Below are 16,937 nucleotides of genomic sequence, written 5' to 3'. Positions count from 1 at the left end.
GCCCACCCGCGCCGGTGCCCCCGTACGGAGATCCGTACGGGGGCACCGGCGTCCGGCGACTACTTGATGCGGTTGCCCGCCGAGCGCAGCTGCTGGGCGGCCTCGAGCACGCGGGCGGCCATGCCGGCCTCGGCCAGCTTGCCCCAGGTGCGCGGGTCGTAGGTGTTCTTCTTGCCGACCTCGCCGTCGACCTTCAGCACACCGTCGTAGTTGCGGAACATGTGGTCCACGACCGGACGGGTGAAGGCGTACTGGGTGTCGGTGTCCAGGTTCATCTTCACCACGCCGTTCTCCAGCGCGGTGGCGATCTCCTCGGCCGTGGAGCCCGAGCCGCCGTGGAAGACGAAGTCGAACGGGTCGGCCTTGCCGTACTGCTTGCCGATGGCGTCCTGCAGCTCGCGCAGCAGCTCCGGCTTCAGGACGACGTTGCCCGGCTTGTAGACGCCGTGCACGTTGCCGAAGGAGGCGGCCAGCAGGTAGCGGCCGCGGTCGCCCAGGCCCAGGGCCTCGGCGGTGCGGACGGCGTCGTTGACCGTGGTGTACAGGTCGTCGTTGATCTCGTGGGAGACGCCGTCCTCCTCGCCACCGGTCGGGGTGATCTCGACCTCAAGGATGATCTTGGCGGCGGCGGCGCGGGCCAGCAGCTCCTCGGCGATCGACAGGTTGTCGGCCAGGGTCTCGGCGGAGCCGTCCCACATGTGCGACTGGAAGAGCGGGTTGCGGCCCTGGGCCACGCGCTCCTCGGAGATGGCCAGCAGCGGGCGGACGTAGCCGTCCAGCTTGTCCTTCGGGCAGTGGTCGGTGTGCAGCGCGACGGTGATGTCGTACTTGGCCGCCACGATGTGGGCGAACTCGGCCAGGGCGACTGCGCCGGTGACCATGTCCTTGTTGTGCTGGCCGCCCAGGAACTCCGCGCCACCCGTGGAGATCTGGATGATGCCGTCGCTCTCGGCCTCGGCGAAGCCGCGCAGCGCGGCGTGCAGGGTCTGGGACGAGGTCACGTTGATGGCCGGGTAGGCGAACTTGCCCGCCTTTGCCCGGTCCAGCATCTCGTTGTAGACCTCGGGAGTTGCGATGGGCATGCGAATCCGCTCCTGTCGGTGTGGGGCGATCGGACGACGCTGTCCGATGCTCGATACGCCTCTGGTACACGGCGTGGATCGCGGCACGAGAAGAGGGTGGGCCTCGACCGCGGGCCGGACACCTGGGCCATCTTCCCAGACTCCCCCTCCCGACACACCAGGCAGCCCGCTCCTTGGGACGGACGGGGCGATGGGGGATGATCGGGGGCTGTGGGGCGGACGGGAGCTTTAGGTGGCCCACAGGTCCATGGGCGCTATCCTGCGCCCGTGGACTACAACCAGCTCGCGGTCAATCTGCTTGACGCCAAATCGCTCGTCTCGTCGGTGGGCGCCATCGGAGTTCTGGCGATCATCTTCGCCGAAACCGGCCTGCTGGTCGGGTTCTTCTTCCCCGGCGACTCCCTGCTCATCCTGGCCGGCGTCGCCGCCTCCAGTGCCGCCACGGAGGTGTTCGGCCCGGGCGCGCAGATGAACATCGCGCTGCTGCTGATCGGCACTCCGATCGCCGCCGTCGCCGGCGCCCAGCTGGGCCACGCCTTCGGGACGAAGATGGGGCCGCGGCTCTTCGACAAGCCGGACTCGAAGATCTTCCGGCGCGAGTACGTGTCCAAGGCCGAGGAGTACTTCGCCAAGTTCGGCCCCGCCAAGGCCGTGGTGCTGGCCCGGTTCATCCCGGTGGTCCGGACCTTCCTCAACCCGGTCGCCGGCACCCTGGAGATGCCCGCCCGGACCTTCTTCGTGTGGAACGTGGTCGGCGGCGTGCTGTGGACCGAGTCCATGCTGCTGATCGGCTACTTCTTCGGCGACGCGATGGCCCCGGTGATCGACAAGTACCTGATCCCGGCCATCCTGCTGATCGTGCTGATCTCGGTCTCCCCGATCATCGTCGAGGTGATCCGCGAGCGCCGGAAGAAGAAGGCCGCCGGCGCCGAGGCCGAGGAGCCGGTGGGCGGCGGGCGGCACCGCCGCGGCTGAACCGCACCGACCACGGCCGGGGCCCGCACTGTTTCACGTGAAACAGTGCGGGCCCCGGCCGTTCGTCCTCCGGCGGGGCCGCCTCAGGAAGGCGGCCCCGAGCGGGCTCAGAGGCCCAGGTCGTCCTTGTGGAAGGCGGTCAGGTACGGGAGACCGGTGGCCTCCACCGCCGCGGCACCGCCGCGCTCCACGATCACCGCGACGCCGACCACCTCGGCGCCAGCCTCGCGCAGGGCCTCCACGGCGGTCAGCACCGAGCCACCGGTGGTGGAGGTGTCCTCCACCGCCAGCACCCGGCGGCCCTTGACGTCCGGGCCCTCGATCCGGCGCTGCAGGCCGTGCGCCTTGCCCGCCTTACGGACCACGAAGGCGTCCAGCTTGCGGCCGCGGGCGGCGGCGGCGTGCAGCATGGCGGCGGCCACCGGGTCGGCGCCCAGGGTCAGGCCACCGACCGCGTCGTAGTCCAGCTCTGCGGTGGTGTCCAGCATGACCCGGCCGACCAGCGGCGCCGCCTCGGCGTCCAGCGTGATGCGGCGCAGGTCGACGTAGTAATCGGCCTCCTGCCCGGAGGAGAGGGTGACCTTGCCGTGCACGACGGCCTTGTCCTTGATCTGCGCCAGCAGGGCGTCGCGGTCATTGCTCATGAGCAGCCAGTTTAGGGGCTGACCGCCACGGCCCGTCGGGAGCGGCCCGCCGGGGTGGCGGGGCCGGCGTCAGCGCCGGCGCAGCGCGCGGACCAGCACCACCGCACCGCCGATCAGCGCCACCCCGCCGCCGATCATCCACGGCACCGCGCTGCGCTCGCCCCCGCCCGACAGCGCGGTCGGCTCCACCCCGCCCCAGCGGGACGCGGCCCGGGCCCGGGCACTGTGGGCCGGCGGTGCCGGGGCGTACCGCCCGCGCGGGGGCGCGTGGTCCACCTCCTCGGCGGAACGCCCGACGATGCTGCGCTTCACCGGCCCGGCCAGCGCCGGCTCCGGCTCGTACGGCAGCCCGGGCTCGCCGCCCTCCGGCTCCGCGCCCGGCGCGGGCGGTTCGTCGGAGAAGGCGATCAGGTCGGAGAGGTCGTCGTCCAGGTCCTGCTCGACGGCCCGGTCCTCCAGGTAGACGACGGTCGCGGCGTCCTCGGCGTCGTCCGCGCCGCCGTCCGGCTCGGAGAGCTCCTCGGTGAGCGCGGCGGCCGTCCGGTCGACCATCCGGCGGGCCAGCGCCTCGCGGAGCTCGGCGTCGAACTCCGGGAGCCGGCCGCCCTCCCGCGACTCCACCTCGCCGGAGCAGGCCAGCAGGGTGCCGTCCGGCACCTCCCGCAGGGCCACCCGGATCCGGGCCGAGACCAGCCCGGGCCCGCGCACCTCCTTGCCGGAGAGCACCACCGTCAGCACCCCCTCCTCCCACGGGAGGACCGACAGACTGCCCAGGTAGGTGATGGTGGAGCCGCCGATCCTGATCCGCATCCGGCCGCCGGCCTCCTCCGGGGAGGACTCGGCCTCCACCGCGCTTAGGCCGGGGACGCAGCGCCCCACCAGACGGTGGTCCAGCAGGGCCTGACGGACCACCTCGACCGGCAGCGGGACGACAACCTCATGCTCCATGCCCGCGAGCCTACCGACCCGGCCGCCCCATGCGGAGGCTTGCGGTCGGGTTCGGCTGCGTCGCCCGCCGAGCAGTACACGTACGGACCCACCGGTGCCGGGACGGGCCGACCGGGCCCGGCGACGAGGCGCTAGCCCAGCAGGCTGTGCGGCGGCGGCAGACGGGACGGCCGCAGGGCGGCGATCCGGTCCGCGGAGGCGCGCAGCGTGGCGGCGGTCAGCGACTGGGGGAGCGGGGTGTCCGCGGCCAGGCCCAGCACCGGATCGGCCCGCCCGGCCAGCACGAAGGCCGGCTGCGCCCCGGCGGCACAGCCGGGCGCTCCCGCGGCGCCCTGGTACGGGACGGTCCGCAGCCCGGCCGCCCGCAGCCCGGACTCGGTGGCCCACAGGCGGCGCCCGACCGGCCCGGTCCGCACCGCGAGCCGCCCGTCCGGCGCCAGCCGCCCGGCCGCCAGCGCGTAGAACTCCCGGGAGAGGTACTTCCCGCCGGAGGTCTCGCCGTGCAGGTCGGAGAGGACCACGTCGAACTCCGGACCCGGCCGGCGCAGCCAGTCCAGCGGGTCGGCGTTGACCACCCGCACCCGGGGGTCGTCGAACCCGTGACCGCCGAGCGCGGCGAGCGCCGGGTCCCGGCGGGCCAACCCGCTCAGCACCGGGTCGGGCTCGACCACCAGCACCTCCCGGACCGACGGGTGGAGCAGGGCCTCGCGCAGCGCCAGCCCGTCCCCGCCGAGCAGCAGCACCCGGCCGCTCGGTCCCTGGGCCAGCGCCGGGTGGACCAGCGCCTCGTGCTCGCGGTACTCGTCCGCCCCGCACACCGTGAGCCGGCCGTCCAGGTAGAGCCGCAGCGGCGCGGGCCGCTGCCCGGGCGCCCGCGGGCCCGGGGGGACGGTACCGCCGGTCAGCACGATCTCCTGGAACCGGCTGTGCGCGGCGAACCGCAGCTGCGCCCCGTACAGCGCCTGCCGGGCCGCCCGCTCGATCGCGCCGGTGCAGGCGGCGGCCGCCGCGAGCAGCACCAGCACCAGACCGCAGCCCGCCCAGAGCAGCGCCCGGGCGCGGGGACGCGGCTCCTCGCGGAACAGCCACAGCACCACGGCCGCCCCGGCCACCGCGTTCACCGCGCCGGTGAGCAGCGCGCCGGCGGCCTGGCCGAGGGACGGCAGCAGCAGGAAGGGGAAGGCGAGACCGCCGATCAGCGCCCCGACGTAGTCGGCAGCGAACAGGTCGGCCACGGCCTTGCCGGGGTGCTCCCGCCGGATCCGCTGGATCAGCGTCATCAACAGCGGGATCTCGGCACCGATCAGCAGGCCGATCAGGAAGGTCAGGCCGACCAGGCCGGCGGTGGTGGCCCGGTGCTCGGAGAGCCACGCCCAGCCCGAGTACAGCACCAGCACCGACAGCCCGCCGACCAGGGCCAGCGCGCACTCCACCAGGGCGAAGGAGGTCACCGGCCGGGGGGTGAGCCGTTTGGCCAGCAGCGACCCGACCCCCATCGCGAACACCATGACCGACAGCACCACGGAGGTCTGGGTGACCGAGTCGCCGAGCAGGTAACCGCCGAGGGCCACCAGCTCCAGCTCGTACACCAGGCCGCAGGCCGCGCAGACGAAGGCCGCCAGCAGGACCAGCGGCCGGGCCAGCCGGGCGCGCAGCCCGGTCCGCCGTATCGCGTCCGGGCCGCGCGGCCGGATCGCACTGGCCCCGGACTCCGCCGCGGGGGAGGAGGTCCCGGGTCCGTCGAGGCCCGGTCGCGCGGGTGGTCCGGCCGAATGGTTGATCATGAACAAACGCTAGACAAGAACGGGTGGCCCTCGCTGCGCCCATCCGGTGGACTCACCCGCTCATCCGGTTGACGGACGGTCACCCCGGAGCGGGCCGCGACGGGAGGTACGGCCGGGGCGCGGAGAACGGCCGGGCAGGGAGAACGGCCGGCCGGGGCACAGTGGCCGGGCTCAGCCGGTGCCGTCCGGCTCCTCCCGCAGCACCAGCGAGGAGCGGGTGCACACCAGCCGCCCCTCCTGCGGGTACGCGTGCCAGGTGCGCCAGAGCACCCGGCGGTCCTCGCAGTGCGCCACCAGGGCGGTGAAGGCGCTCGGGTCGCCCGGGAAGATGCCGGCCAGGCCGCGAGGGTGCCCTTCGACCAGCGCCAGCAGCTCCTGCGCCCGGGCGGCGAACACGTGCGGCGGCAGTTCCTCGATCCGGGCGGCGAACTCGTACTCCCAGCCCGCCACCCGCTCGGCCACCCGCGCGGGCAGCGGGGTGCGGCGCCCGGGCAGGCAGGCCACCGTCTCCAGGCAGTCACCCGGGCCGGCGGCCAGGATCACCTGGTGGGAGGCGCCGAGCAGGCGGAGTTGCAGCGTGCCGCAGATCCGGCCGTCCGGCCCGGCGCCGGGGGCGGCGGGAGCCGGAGCGGGGACGGCGTCCGGCCCGGCGGAGGGTGGGGATCCGTCCGGGCCGTCGAGTCTGAGGTCCCGCACCGCCAGGGCGGGCAGCGGTTCGCCGCCCAGGCACCAGGCGAGGTCGCCCGCGCGGGTGTCCGTGTAGGAAGTCTGCAGTGTGGTGAGCATGCTGGGCTCCGCAATTCAGCTCCGTGCGCGTCCGCCGTGCAGCGTCAGCCCCGGCCGGGATCGGCGGGGCGTTTCGAGGCTGTGCGGTCCGGGACGCGGCCGACCGTGGAAGGAAGGATTCCGGCTGGAGATTCAGCAGCAGAGAAGCACGAATTCTCCGGGACCGTCAGGGATTTACCCATCTTTGCCAGGCAATCACCGACTTGGGCGCAGCCTCGGATCGGGTGTGATCATCCACGGTTTCGACTCTGCGCGCCGCACGTCCATACCCACGCGCGCACGCCGTGCGCGCCGGTCGTGCGCCCCCGCGCAACCGCGCGGTCGGCCTCGGCGTGGGGAACCGCGCCGAGGCCTCGATCGTCCACACGTTCGGATCGTTGAGCGGCGAGTGCCCATGGGGGAGACTGACGTTGTCGATCGAGCTGCCGCCGGAGCTTGTCTGGATCATGGACTTGATGGGCCTCAACTGGCCCGACGTCGACGAGGACGAGCTGCGCGAGTGGGCCGCCCATGTCCGCGAGTTCGCCAGTGGCATGACGGAAGCTCACGACGACACCGGCACCCTCCTGGCGAACCTCGCGGGCGCGTACCAAGGGGCCTCCTACGAGGCGCTGGTCGGGCGTTGGGGCCGGGCGTCGTCCGAGCACATGACGGTGCTGATCAACTGCTGTGAGGTGCTGGCGGTCGGTCTGGAGGTCGCGGCCGACGCCGTGATCGTGGCGAAGGGCGCGGTCATCGCGCAACTCATCGCGATGGCAGCGGAGATGGCGGCCGCAGCCGCAGCGGCGGTGGCGACCCTCGGGGCCGCCGCGGCCGCCGAGGCGCTGATCGTCGAGGCGGGCAAGCGGATCGTGAACGCCATCATCCAGGAGATCGAGGAGGTCGTCATCGCCGAGCTCGTGTCGATGGCGGTCGATCCGTTCCAGGCTGCCATCCAGGAAGCGGTCTCGGGCCTGGTCTTCGAGGGTGTCGAGGCGGCACTGGATGCGGGGGGCACGGCATGAGCGACGGGTTCCAGGCGGACACGGAGGCGCTGGGGCGGGCCGCCGCCCAGGCGCGGCAGCACGCGAACCGGGTGGAGAGACACGGCCACAACCTCGACTCCCGGACCCGCGGCCGCCTGCTCGGCAAGGGCAAGTTCGGGCAGATCCTGGAGAAGGCGGTCCGTCCGGTCATCGACTCGATGATCTCCGACATGTCGCGTGCGATGGCGAAGGGCCACCGGTCGATCGGGCACGGGCTCGACATGACCAAGAAGAACATCGACGACGCCGAGGAGGCGATCCGCAAGAGCCTGCGGAGCCAGCCGCGCGGCCGGGACGCCATCCAGATCAAGCTCGGGCAGTCCGTGCTGGGCGAGAAGGGGATGCGGGACGTCTACCCAGGAGGGTCTCCACCCGGGTCGACGGGCTGCGCCGGCAGGGCCACGGCCCGCAGCGGCACCTGGATCCCACCGACGACATGCTGAAGGCGCGTCTCGGCACCCCGTCTTCGCCCAGCTCGGCCGGCGAGTACCCGCGGATGGACGGCGGCTACATCCAGAGCCAGAACAAGATCGACCCTGCGCACGGCCCGGATGCGAGGTCAAGGTTGCAGGGGTCCGATCTCTACAAGGACGCGGAGGACTCGTCCAGGAGGCACAAGTGCGGTGCCTTCTCGACGGCTTTCAAGCCCGGCCAGGACGAGGCGTTCATGCATGCCGACATCCACGGCAGGAGCAGGCTCGACCCCAGTAGTACGGAGCGGCAGGTCATCCGCTTCTCGCCGGAGGATGCATGGGGGCCTCACAATGGTCATCACCGAAGATTCCGGGGCTTCTACATCGACCGTGACAACCCGGTCGACGGGAACGGGAACGTCAACTACAAGCCGGTCGACTTCCGGGACGCGAATCTGCTCGCGATCTATGATCCGGACGGCAGGGGCGGGCATCGACTCGTGACCATGTATCCGGAGCCACTGCAAGCGAGGAACCGATGAGTTTTCTGCGATCGAGCATTCCGCACTTCGCCACGGACGACCACGTCAATACGTTCTTCACCGTCGCTCTCGGTGTCGAGTTCATTGACGACATCGACAAGATGAAGCCCAGCAGGAAGAGCATGGCGTCGTCGCACGGCCGCCACCTGCGCGAGGCGATCGAATACTTCCTGCGGGAGCGGCCCTGCAACGTGATCGAGTGGGCGTCGCTGACCCATGTCGCCTTCTTGGACGACGCCCATCTGTACGCTTACCTGCAGGATCTCCACGACTACTTCTATGGGGACCGCAAGAAGCCGCCGGTGGCGCCGGACCCGGAGGCCCCGATGCCGGACTGGGTCCAGGAGCGCTGGGGTCCCGGGCGCTGACACGATGTCGATGACGATCCCTGACCGACCAAGGACGGAGCCTTTCCCCCATGCCGATTCGCGACGAGCTGCCGCCCCGTACCGGGCCCTGGGCGAGCCGTTTCGACTCCGAGGAGTCGCTCGTTCAGGCCGATGACGCTCTTCGTGCTGCGGCGCTGAAGAACCACGATCTGGCGCCGATCCTGCCGTTCGAGGCTGTCTACGGCCCCTGGACGGACTGCCTAGGGAAGGCCACGGCCATCGCGATCGATCCGCGGAATCCGTACGGAGCCGACGGACAGGTCAACTACGTCTACGCGGACTTCCTGACCCTCGGCCTGCTGTACGGCGTCTACCGCCCCGCCGAGGGCGCCGGACCGGGTGGTCCGGTCGACGAGGACGGACTATGGGGCACCACGCTCTACCCCTACCCGGGCGGAGCCGTCGATCCCACCTCCGTCCCGCTGGCCGTACTCGGACTGGACGTCCCAGGCGTCGACCGGCGCTTCGTGCACTTCTGCGCCGGGATCCTCGGCGTGGAGGCCGTCGACGACCTCGGCGAGCTCCGGGAGACCTTCGGCGAGGCCTGGCCCGACTACCGCGAGGTGGTCAGGACGGGACTGCTGCACCTGGTCCGGAACCGCCCGATCACGGTCGAGCAGTGGTACGAGCTGACCTACGTCCGCTTTCCTGACCAAGGGGAGCTGACCGCCTACCTCGCGCAGGTGTACGCCTACCTCTTCGACGGCTTCGACGCCATGCCGCTCGCCCCGTAGGAGCCCGGCCTCAGAGCCGGGCCAGCCGCTCCACCGCCTCGGTGAGCACGGAGTCCTGCTTGCAGAAGGTGAAGCGGACCAGGCTGCGCCCGGCCTCCGTGTCGTCGTAGAACACGGCGTTGGGGATGGCGACCACGCCGCAGCGCTCGGGCAGCGAGCGGCAGAACTCGATGCCGTCCTTCTCGCCGAGCGGGGTGATGTCGGTGGTGATGAAGTACGTGCCCGCGGGCTCGAACACCCGGAAGCCCGCCGCCGACAGGCCGTCCGCGAGCAGGTCGCGCTTGCGGAGCAGATCGGCCCGCAGGGTGTCGAAGTAGCCGTCGGGCAGCCGCAGCGCCTCGGCCACGGCGTACTGGAACGGGCCGGCCGAGACGTAGGTGAGGTACTGCTTGGCGGTGCGGACCGCGCTCACCAGCGCGGGCGCGGCGGTGACCCAGCCGACCTTCCAGCCGGTGAAGGAGAAGGTCTTGCCGGCGGAGGAGATGGAGACCGTCCGCTCCCGCATGCCGGGCAGCGCGGCGATCGGGTGGTGCCCGGTGGCGAACACCAGGTGCTCGTACACCTCGTCGGTGACCACCAACAGGTCGTGCTCGACGGCGAGTTCGGCGATGGCGGCGAGCTCGGCCGGCTCCAGGACCAGGCCGGTCGGGTTGTGCGGGGTGTTGATCAGCAGCAGCCGGGTGCGCGGGGTGATCAGCGAGCGCAGCTCGTCCAGGTCGGGGCGGAAGGACGGCGCGCGCAGGGTGAGCGGCACCCGGACGGCCCCGGCCATGGCGATGCAGGCGGCGTACGAGTCGTAGAACGGCTCGAAGGCGATCACCTCGTCGCCCGGTTCCAGCAGGGCGAGCAGCGCGGCCGCGATGGCCTCGGTTGCGCCCGCGGTGACCAGCACCTCGGTGTCCGGGTCGAACGTGAGCCCGTAGAAGCGCTGTTGGTGCTCGGCGACGGCCCGTCGCAGCTCGGGGACGCCCGGGCCGGGCGGGTACTGGTTGCCGCGGCCCTCCCGCAGCGCCCGGACGGCCGCCTCGCGGACCTCCTCCGGCCCGTCCGTGTCCGGGAAGCCCTGGCCGAGGTTGATCGAACCGGTGGCCGTGGCCAGGGCGGACATCTCGGCAAAAATTGTCGTGCCCATGCCTGAAAGCCGGCGGTTCAGCAGCGGCCTCGTACCCATTCCGGCTCCTCGCGGTCGGTCGTCGGGCCCATCCTCCGGCCACCGGGGGAGCCGGGACAAGCCCACCCGGGCGTCGGCGCGCCGACCCGCCGACCCGCCGGGCCGGGGAGGCCGCTGAGGCCGGGAGGAAACGGGCTGATCGGGGCGCCGCCGCCAACTGATGGCCGGGCACTACGCGTTGCTACCGCTGGCGGTCCGCACCCGGGCCAAGGTGATCGCCGTGATCCGCGAGGAGCTGGAGCGGATCGGCGCCCAGGAGTGGCTGCTGCCGGCCGTCCACCCCGTGGAGCTCTGGCAGCGCTCCGGCCGCTGGGCCGCCGCTACACCGACGCCCTGGACGTCGCCGTGCTCGGCCCGGACGGCGGCCGGGGTGGTCGCCGGCCTGGTCGAGCGGGCCCGCGACGAGGGCCGTTGCACGCCCTGACCCGTACCGCGCCCTGACCGGGGCCGGCACGGCAGCGGGAGCCCCGTCGCGGCAGCGGGAGCCCCGTCACGGCACCGGGGACGCGGATCGGGCCCGCCCCCACGCGGGGAGCGGGCCCGATCGACGGATGCGGAGGTCAGGCCTCGTCGGACGGCTCGCCGTCCTCGCCTTCCTCGTTCTCGATCTCGTCCTGGAGGCCCAGGCGCTCGACCATCCACTGCTCGAAGCCGACCGAGGCCTGCGTCCAGTTGGCGGTGGTGGTGACGAAGTAGTCCAGGTTCACGCCGGCGCCCACGATCATCTGGGACTCGCCGATCAGACGGACCACGCCGTCCTCGTGGGTGTGGGTGTAGACCTTCGGCCAGAGGGTCTCACGGTTCCACTCGTCGACCAGGTCGAGGATCTCGCCCTTGCGCTCCAGCGGGTACGGGCGGTCGTAGAACGCCCGGACCGCGAAGAGCTCCTTGTGGTCGCCGCGGAACATGAAGTAGACCCGGAAGCCCTCCCACGGCGCGGTGAGGTCGCCCTCCTCGTCCACGACATGCTTCAGCTGCATCTGGTCCAGGAGCTGGGTGACCAGCGCCTGGTCCGGAACGATCACCGGCGGCGGGCCGGCGGGCTTGCCGCCGCCCTGGTTGCCGCCCGACGGCATGCCGAAAGAGGGGATGGACGACGGGTCGATGCTCACGGGGGTGTCCCTTTCACAATGCACGAGGGTGGCTGTCAGTGAGGGGCCGCCCTTCCATGTCTCCATCCTGCCTCATTCGGGCCCGGCGGCACAGGGACCACCGCCGGGCGGAAGCGATCACTTCGCCGCGGACGCGTCACTTCACCAGCGAGGGCTTGGGGCCGACGCTGAGCCGGTCGCCGTCCCCGTCCCGGTCCACCAGCACGGTGTCGCCGTCGTGCACCCGGCCGGAGAGGATCTCCTTGGCCAACTGGTCGCCGATCGCCGACTGCACCAGGCGGCGCAGCGGCCGCGCGCCGTACGCCGGGTCGTAGCCGGTGAGCGCCAGCCAGTCCCGGGCCGCGGGGGTGACCTCCAGGGTGAGCCGGCGGTCGTGCAGACGCTGGGACAGCCGGGCGATCTGGAGATCGACGATCCGGCTCAGCTCGCCGGTGCCGAGCGGGTCGAAGACCACGATGTCGTCCAGCCGGTTGAGGAACTCCGGCTTGAAGGCGGCCCGGACCGTCTCCAGCACCAGCTCCTTCTTCCGCTCCTGAGCCGTGGTCGGGTCGACCAGGAACTGCGAGCCGAGGTTGGAGGTGAGGATCAGGATCGTGTTGCGGAAGTCCACCGTGCGGCCCTGGCCGTCGGTGAGCCGCCCGTCGTCCAGCACCTGCAGCAGGACGTCGAACACCTCCGGGTGCGCCTTCTCCACCTCGTCCAGCAGCACCACGCTGTACGGGCGCCTCCGGATCGCCTCGGTGAGCTGGCCACCCTCCTCGTAGCCGACGTACCCGGGCGGGGCGCCGACCAGGCGGGAGACCGAGTGCTTCTCGCCGTACTCGCTCATGTCGATCCGGACCATGGCCCGCTCGTCGTCGAACAGGAAGTCCGCGAGCGCCTTGGCCAGCTCGGTCTTGCCGACACCGGTCGGGCCGAGGAACAGGAAGGAACCGGTCGGCCGGTCCGGGTCGGCGATGCCCGACCGGGTGCGGCGCACCGCGTCCGACACCGCCCGGACCGCCTCCGGCTGGCCGATCAGGCGCCGGCCCAGCTCCTCCTCCATGCGCAGCAGCTTGGCGCTCTCGCCCTCCAGCAGCCGGCCGGCCGGGATACCCGTCCAGGACGAGACCACGTCGGCCACGTCGTCCGGACCGACCTCCTCCTTGACCATGGACGCGGAGGCGTTCTCGTCCGCCGCCCGGTCCTGGGCCTCGGCCAGCTCCCGCTCGGCGGCCGGGATCTCGGCGTACATCAGCTTGGAGGCACGCTCGAAGTCGCCGTCCCGCTGGGCGCGGTCCAGGGCTCCGTGCAGGTCGTCCAGGCGCTCCTTGAGCTCGCCGACCCGGTTGAGCGACTTCTTCTCCTGCTCCCAGCGGGCGTTGAGCGTGCTGAGCTGCTCCTGCTTGTCGGCGAGGTCGCGGCGCAGGCGGCCCAGGCGCTCGACCGAGGCCGGGTCGGACTCCTTCTCCAGCGCCAGCTCCTCCATCCGCAGCCGGTCCACGGACCGCTGCAGCTGGTCGATCTCCACCGGGGAGGAGTCGATCTCCATCCGCAGCCGGGAGGCGGCCTCGTCGACCAGGTCGATCGCCTTGTCGGGCAGGAAACGGGAGGTGATGTACCGGTTGGACAGGCTGGCGGCGGCGACCAGGGCGGCGTCCGAGATCTCCACCTTGTGGTGCGCCTCGTACCGGCCCTTGAGGCCGCGGAGGATCGCGATGGTGTCCTCCACCGAGGGCTCGCCGACCATGACCTGCTGGAAGCGGCGCTCCAGGGCCGGGTCCTTCTCGATCCGCTCACGGTACTCGTCCAGGGTGGTGGCGCCGACCATGCGGAGCTCGCCGCGGGCCAGCATCGGCTTGAGCATGTTGCCGGCGTCCATCGCGGAGTCGCCGCCGGCGCCCGCGCCGACCATGGTGTGCAGCTCGTCGATGAAGGTGATCACCTGGCCGTCGCTGTCCTTGATGTCGTTCAGGACGGCCTTCAGCCGCTCCTCGAACTCGCCGCGGTACTTGGCGCCGGCGACCATCGCGGAGAGGTCGAGGGCGACCAGCCGCTTGCCGCGCAGCGACTCGGGGACGTCCCCGGCGACGATCCGCTGGGCCAGGCCCTCCACCACGGCGGTCTTGCCGACGCCGGGCTCGCCGATCAGCACCGGGTTGTTCTTGGTGCGGCGGGAGAGCACCTGGACCACCCGGCGGATCTCCTGGTCGCGGCCGATCACCGGGTCGAGCTTGCCGTCCCGCGCGGCCTGGGTGAGGTCGGTGCCGTACTTCTCCAGGGCCTTGTAGGTGCCCTCCGGGTCCGGCGAGGTGACCTTGGCGCTGCCCCGGACGTCCTTGAACGCGGCGAGCAGGGCCTTGACGGTGGCGCCGTTCTCCCGCAGCAGGTCGGCCACCTGCCCGCCCTCGGCGGCCAGGCCGACCAGCAGGTGTTCGGTGGAGACGTAGAGGTCGTCCAGGTCGGCCGCGCGCCGGCCGGCCTCCTCCAGCACGGCCAGGGTGTCCCGGGCCAGCTGCGGGGCGGCCACGGTGGAGCCCTGGGCGGAGGGCAGCGCGGCGAGCTGCTGCCGCGCGGCGGCGGTGACCCGCGCCGCGTCCGCGCCGACCGCCTCCAGCAGCGGCCGGGCCAGGCCCTCCGGCTGGTCGAGCAGCGCCAGCAGGATGTGGACCGGCTTGACGTCCGGGTTGCCGGCCGTGCCGGCCTGGCGGATGGCGGAGGACAGCGCGTCCTGCGTCCGACTGGTGAACTTGCTGGCATCCACTGCTGGCGTGCCCCTCTCTGTGGTCGTCCTACGGCCTGCTGTATCCAGCATGCACTAAGTTGAGTGTACTCCGCTCAACTTTCCGGAGAACGTCCTCCGGACCGGCGGACGGGCCCTCGCCTCCTCTGCCCGGACGCCCCACGCGGGCCGCCCGGACGCCCGGCGTGGGCTATCCGGAGGCCCGGGTCAGCCCGAGCAGCACCCGGGCCGGCCCCACCGGCCGGTGGCCGGCCGGCCAGACCGCGCGCAGCGGCCGGTGCAGGTCCAGCCCGGCCAGCGGGACGGCGACCAGCCGACGGGTGGCCAGCTCCTCGGTCACCGCCAGCTCGCTCAGGCAGACCGGCCCGGCCCCGGTCATCGCCGCCGCCTTCAGCGCGGTGGACGACGCCAGCTCCAGCCGCGGCGCGGCAATGCCCCCGTACGGCGCCAGCGCCTCCTCCAGCACCTCCCGGGTGCCCGACCCGGGCTCCCGCAGCACCAGCGGGGTGGCTGCCAGCTCGCCCCCGGTCACCGGGGAGCGCCGGCGGGCCCAGGCGTGCCCGGGGGCCACCACGACCACCAGCCGGTCCGCCGCCACCACCACCCCCTCAAGGCCGGAGGGCGTCCCGGTGCCCTCGACGAAGCCCAGGTCCGCCTCGCCGGCCAGGACGTGCGCCGCCACCTCGACCGAGTTGGCCGTCCGCAGGGTGACCGCCGTCCCCGGGCTGGCCGCGTTGAGCGCCAGCAGCCAGCCCGGCATCAGGTACTCGGCCACCGTCAGGCTGGCCACCACCCGCAGCCGGGCGTCCCGGCGGCCGCGCAGCGCGTCGATCCCGGCGTCCATCGCCTCGGCGGCCTCCACCACGTGCCGGGCCCACTCGACCACCAGCCGGCCCGCCTCGGTCGGCCGCGAACCGCGCGGCGAGCGGTCCAGCAGGGGTACCCCGATCTGCCGCTCCATGCTCTTGATCCGCGCGCTGGCGGCCGGCTGGCTCACCCCGAGCGCCGCCGCCGCCCGCCCCACGCTGCCCAGCCGGGCGACCGCCAGCAGCAGTTCCAGGGCGCCGAGTTCGGGCACGCGCGGGGAGAGGGCCATAGGGCCAGGCTATGTCCTCATAGAGGGCCGGGTGCTACCGGGCGTCAGCCGCACCCGGGACGGTGGGGCCATGGCCACCCTCACCACCTCCTACGCCGCACCCCGGCGTCCCGATCTCGCCCGACTCGGCCCGAACTGGTACGCGGTCGTCATGGGCACCGCGATCACCGCCAACGCGGCGGCCGCCCTCCCGCTCCACCTGCCCGGGCTGCGCTCCTTCGCCGAACTGGTCTGGGTGCTGGCGGCGAACCTGCTGGTGCTCCTGGTGATCGGCCGGACGGTGCACCTGGTCCGCCACCGCGAGGCCGCCCGCGCCCAGCTGCTGGACCCGGCCACCGCGGTCTTCTACGGCTGCCCGCCGATGGCCCTGCTCGCCGTGGGCTACGGGACGCTCGTCCTCGGCGGCCCGCTGATCGGCACCGGCCCGGCGGTGGCGATCGACCTCGTGCTGTGGACCCTCGGCACGGTGTACGCCCTCGCGGTGGCCGTGGGCATCCCCGCCCTGATGGTCGCCCGGCGCCGGGTCTCCGCGCTGCGTGCCAACCCGACCTGGCTGCTGCCGGTGGTCGCGCCGATGGTGGCCGCCGCGCTGGGCCCGGCCCTCGTCCCGCACCTGCCGGCCGGCGCGCGGACGGCCATGCTGTTCGGCTGCTACGGGCTGTTCGGGGCGAGCCTGCTGGCCTGTCTGACGCTGCTGCCGGTGGTGTTCGCCGGGCTGCTGCACGGGGGGCCGCCCGCGCTCGCCCTCACCCCGTCGCTGTTCCTGGTGCTCGGCCCGCTGGGTCAGTCCACCACCGCCGTGCACCAGCTCGCCGACGCCGCCCGGCTGGCCGATCCGGGCCTGGCGGCCCCCGCCGGGGCCTTCGCGGTGCTGTACGGGATCACGATGCTGGGTTTCGCGCTGCTCTGGCTGGTTCTCGCCGGTGCGGCCAACCTCCGGGCCTGGCGGTCCGGGATGCGCTTCGCGATGACCTGGTGGGCCTACACGTTCCCGGTGGGCACCCTGGTCACCGGCTCCGCCGCGATGGCCCGGCACACCGGGTTCGCCGGGTTCACCGTTCTCGCCGCCGGGCTCTTCGCCCTCCTGCTGGCCGCCTGGGCGGTGGCCGCTGGACGGACCGCGGCCGGGCTGTACGCCGGGCGGCTGCTCGGCCCGGCGGTGTGAACCGGGCGGCCCCGGGAAACTGATATGGCGTGCACATGACCTGAAATGCCGGACGGCCGCCGGATGCCCCCGACGGCCGTCATCGAATAGCCTCAACCGGGATTTCCACATCCATTTCCGATACCGTCCGCCGACCGGGCGGACACCCTCGGCAACCGTCCCCACGTGCGAGGACGCCCGGATCGACCTGCGTGGAGACTCCGTACCCGCCGAATGAACGTTTGGTCGACACCGTCGGTCCGTGCCGATCGGCCCCCGGGTCGCGGGAAATCGGAGAAATCCCCGCCGTGCCAATCCGCGCAATGGTCTGCAGGATCATGCAGTTGCGGGAACCTGCAGTCGGACGCCA

17 protein-coding genes are annotated in these 16,937 nt (G+C 72.6%); 8 read left to right on the top strand and 9 right to left on the bottom strand.

What is annotated here, in order from left to right; translation table 11 throughout:
• Positions 1 to 59: 59 nt before the first annotated feature.
• Positions 60 to 1,082: a class II fructose-bisphosphate aldolase gene (fbaA, locus tag ABWK59_RS17405; protein WP_354641507.1), complete on the bottom strand. Its 1,023-nt coding sequence runs from the start codon at positions 1,080 to 1,082 to the stop codon at positions 60 to 62.
• Between the two features lie 267 nt (positions 1,083 to 1,349).
• On the opposite strand from fbaA, the gene ABWK59_RS17400 reads away from it, so the two are divergent.
• Entirely contained in the window at positions 1,350 to 2,057 is a 708-nt protein-coding gene (locus tag ABWK59_RS17400) for a DedA family protein (protein WP_354641506.1), read from the top strand.
• Between the two features lie 107 nt (positions 2,058 to 2,164).
• On the opposite strand, the gene pyrE is transcribed toward ABWK59_RS17400, so the two are convergent.
• The 4 genes from pyrE to ABWK59_RS17380 form a co-directional block, all read right to left on the bottom strand.
• A complete protein-coding gene (gene pyrE, locus ABWK59_RS17395) occupies positions 2,165 to 2,701 on the bottom strand; it encodes an orotate phosphoribosyltransferase (RefSeq protein ID WP_354641505.1) in 537 nt (178 codons plus the stop codon).
• Between the two features lie 69 nt (positions 2,702 to 2,770).
• Complete coding sequence (locus tag ABWK59_RS17390; protein WP_354641504.1) at positions 2,771 to 3,649, bottom strand: CoxG family protein; 879 nt, start codon at positions 3,647 to 3,649, stop codon at positions 2,771 to 2,773.
• 131 nt (positions 3,650 to 3,780) lie between these two features.
• Positions 3,781 to 5,433, bottom strand: a complete 1,653-nt coding sequence (locus ABWK59_RS17385) for a spermidine synthase (RefSeq protein ID WP_354641503.1) — start codon at positions 5,431 to 5,433, stop codon at positions 3,781 to 3,783.
• A 171-nt stretch (positions 5,434 to 5,604) separates the two neighbouring features.
• Positions 5,605 to 6,219 carry a DUF2617 family protein gene (locus ABWK59_RS17380; protein WP_354641502.1) on the bottom strand — a complete coding sequence of 205 codons (615 nt, stop codon included), beginning with the start codon at positions 6,217 to 6,219 and terminating at the stop codon, positions 5,605 to 5,607.
• Between the two features lie 410 nt (positions 6,220 to 6,629).
• On the opposite strand from ABWK59_RS17380, the gene ABWK59_RS17375 reads away from it, so the two are divergent.
• From ABWK59_RS17375 to ABWK59_RS17355, 5 genes are read left to right on the top strand one after another with little or no spacing between them, the layout of a single operon-like run.
• On the top strand, positions 6,630 to 7,223 hold the full coding sequence (locus ABWK59_RS17375) for a hypothetical protein (RefSeq protein ID WP_354641501.1): 594 nt from the start codon (positions 6,630 to 6,632) through the stop codon (positions 7,221 to 7,223).
• On the top strand, positions 7,220 to 7,687 hold the full coding sequence (locus ABWK59_RS17370; RefSeq protein WP_354641500.1) for a hypothetical protein: 468 nt from the start codon (positions 7,220 to 7,222) through the stop codon (positions 7,685 to 7,687). The genes ABWK59_RS17375 and ABWK59_RS17370 overlap by 4 nt, the downstream gene beginning before the upstream one ends.
• Positions 7,681 to 8,199 (top strand): hypothetical protein, encoded by a 519-nt coding sequence (locus tag ABWK59_RS17365; RefSeq protein ID WP_354641499.1) that lies wholly within the window; start codon positions 7,681 to 7,683, stop codon positions 8,197 to 8,199. Before ABWK59_RS17370 ends, ABWK59_RS17365 begins: the two co-directional genes overlap by 7 nt.
• Positions 8,196 to 8,567: a hypothetical protein gene (locus ABWK59_RS17360; RefSeq protein WP_354641498.1), complete on the top strand. Its 372-nt coding sequence runs from the start codon at positions 8,196 to 8,198 to the stop codon at positions 8,565 to 8,567. Before ABWK59_RS17365 ends, ABWK59_RS17360 begins: the two co-directional genes overlap by 4 nt.
• Before the next feature lie 50 nt (positions 8,568 to 8,617).
• A complete protein-coding gene (locus tag ABWK59_RS17355; RefSeq protein ID WP_354641497.1) occupies positions 8,618 to 9,322 on the top strand; it encodes a hypothetical protein in 705 nt (234 codons plus the stop codon).
• 10 nt (positions 9,323 to 9,332) lie between these two features.
• On the opposite strand, the gene ABWK59_RS17350 is transcribed toward ABWK59_RS17355, so the two are convergent.
• Positions 9,333 to 10,493 carry a pyridoxal phosphate-dependent aminotransferase gene (locus tag ABWK59_RS17350; RefSeq protein ID WP_354641496.1) on the bottom strand — a complete coding sequence of 387 codons (1,161 nt, stop codon included), beginning with the start codon at positions 10,491 to 10,493 and terminating at the stop codon, positions 9,333 to 9,335.
• Positions 10,494 to 10,653: 160 nt separating this feature from the next.
• Between ABWK59_RS17350 and ABWK59_RS17345 the strand changes: the two genes are divergently transcribed.
• Positions 10,654 to 10,917, top strand: coding sequence for a hypothetical protein (locus ABWK59_RS17345; protein ID WP_354641495.1), 264 nt, complete (start codon positions 10,654 to 10,656; stop codon positions 10,915 to 10,917).
• Between the two features lie 136 nt (positions 10,918 to 11,053).
• Here ABWK59_RS17345 and ABWK59_RS17340 read toward each other — a convergent pair whose 3' ends face one another.
• The 3 genes from ABWK59_RS17340 to ABWK59_RS17330 form a co-directional block, all read right to left on the bottom strand.
• Entirely contained in the window at positions 11,054 to 11,605 is a 552-nt protein-coding gene (locus ABWK59_RS17340; protein WP_354641494.1) for a YbjN domain-containing protein, read from the bottom strand.
• Between the two features lie 136 nt (positions 11,606 to 11,741).
• The gene (clpB, locus tag ABWK59_RS17335) at positions 11,742 to 14,348 is read right to left on the bottom strand and encodes an ATP-dependent chaperone ClpB (protein WP_354641493.1); all 2,607 of its coding nucleotides are present in this window, start codon (positions 14,346 to 14,348) and stop codon (positions 11,742 to 11,744) included.
• Positions 14,349 to 14,517: 169 nt separating this feature from the next.
• Positions 14,518 to 15,423, bottom strand: a complete 906-nt coding sequence (locus tag ABWK59_RS17330) for a LysR family transcriptional regulator (RefSeq protein WP_354641492.1) — start codon at positions 15,421 to 15,423, stop codon at positions 14,518 to 14,520.
• Between the two features lie 70 nt (positions 15,424 to 15,493).
• Here ABWK59_RS17330 and ABWK59_RS17325 point away from each other — a divergent pair, with 70 nt between their 5' ends.
• Positions 15,494 to 16,588 (top strand): TDT family transporter, encoded by a 1,095-nt coding sequence (locus ABWK59_RS17325; RefSeq protein WP_354641491.1) that lies wholly within the window; start codon positions 15,494 to 15,496, stop codon positions 16,586 to 16,588.
• Positions 16,589 to 16,937: the final 349 nt, after the last annotated feature.

Origin of the sequence: Kitasatospora sp. HUAS MG31, assembly GCF_040571325.1 — a bacterium.
GTDB lineage: Bacteria > Actinomycetota > Actinomycetes > Streptomycetales > Streptomycetaceae > Kitasatospora > Kitasatospora camelliae.
This window is presented reverse-complemented; position numbering and strand designations above follow the sequence as displayed.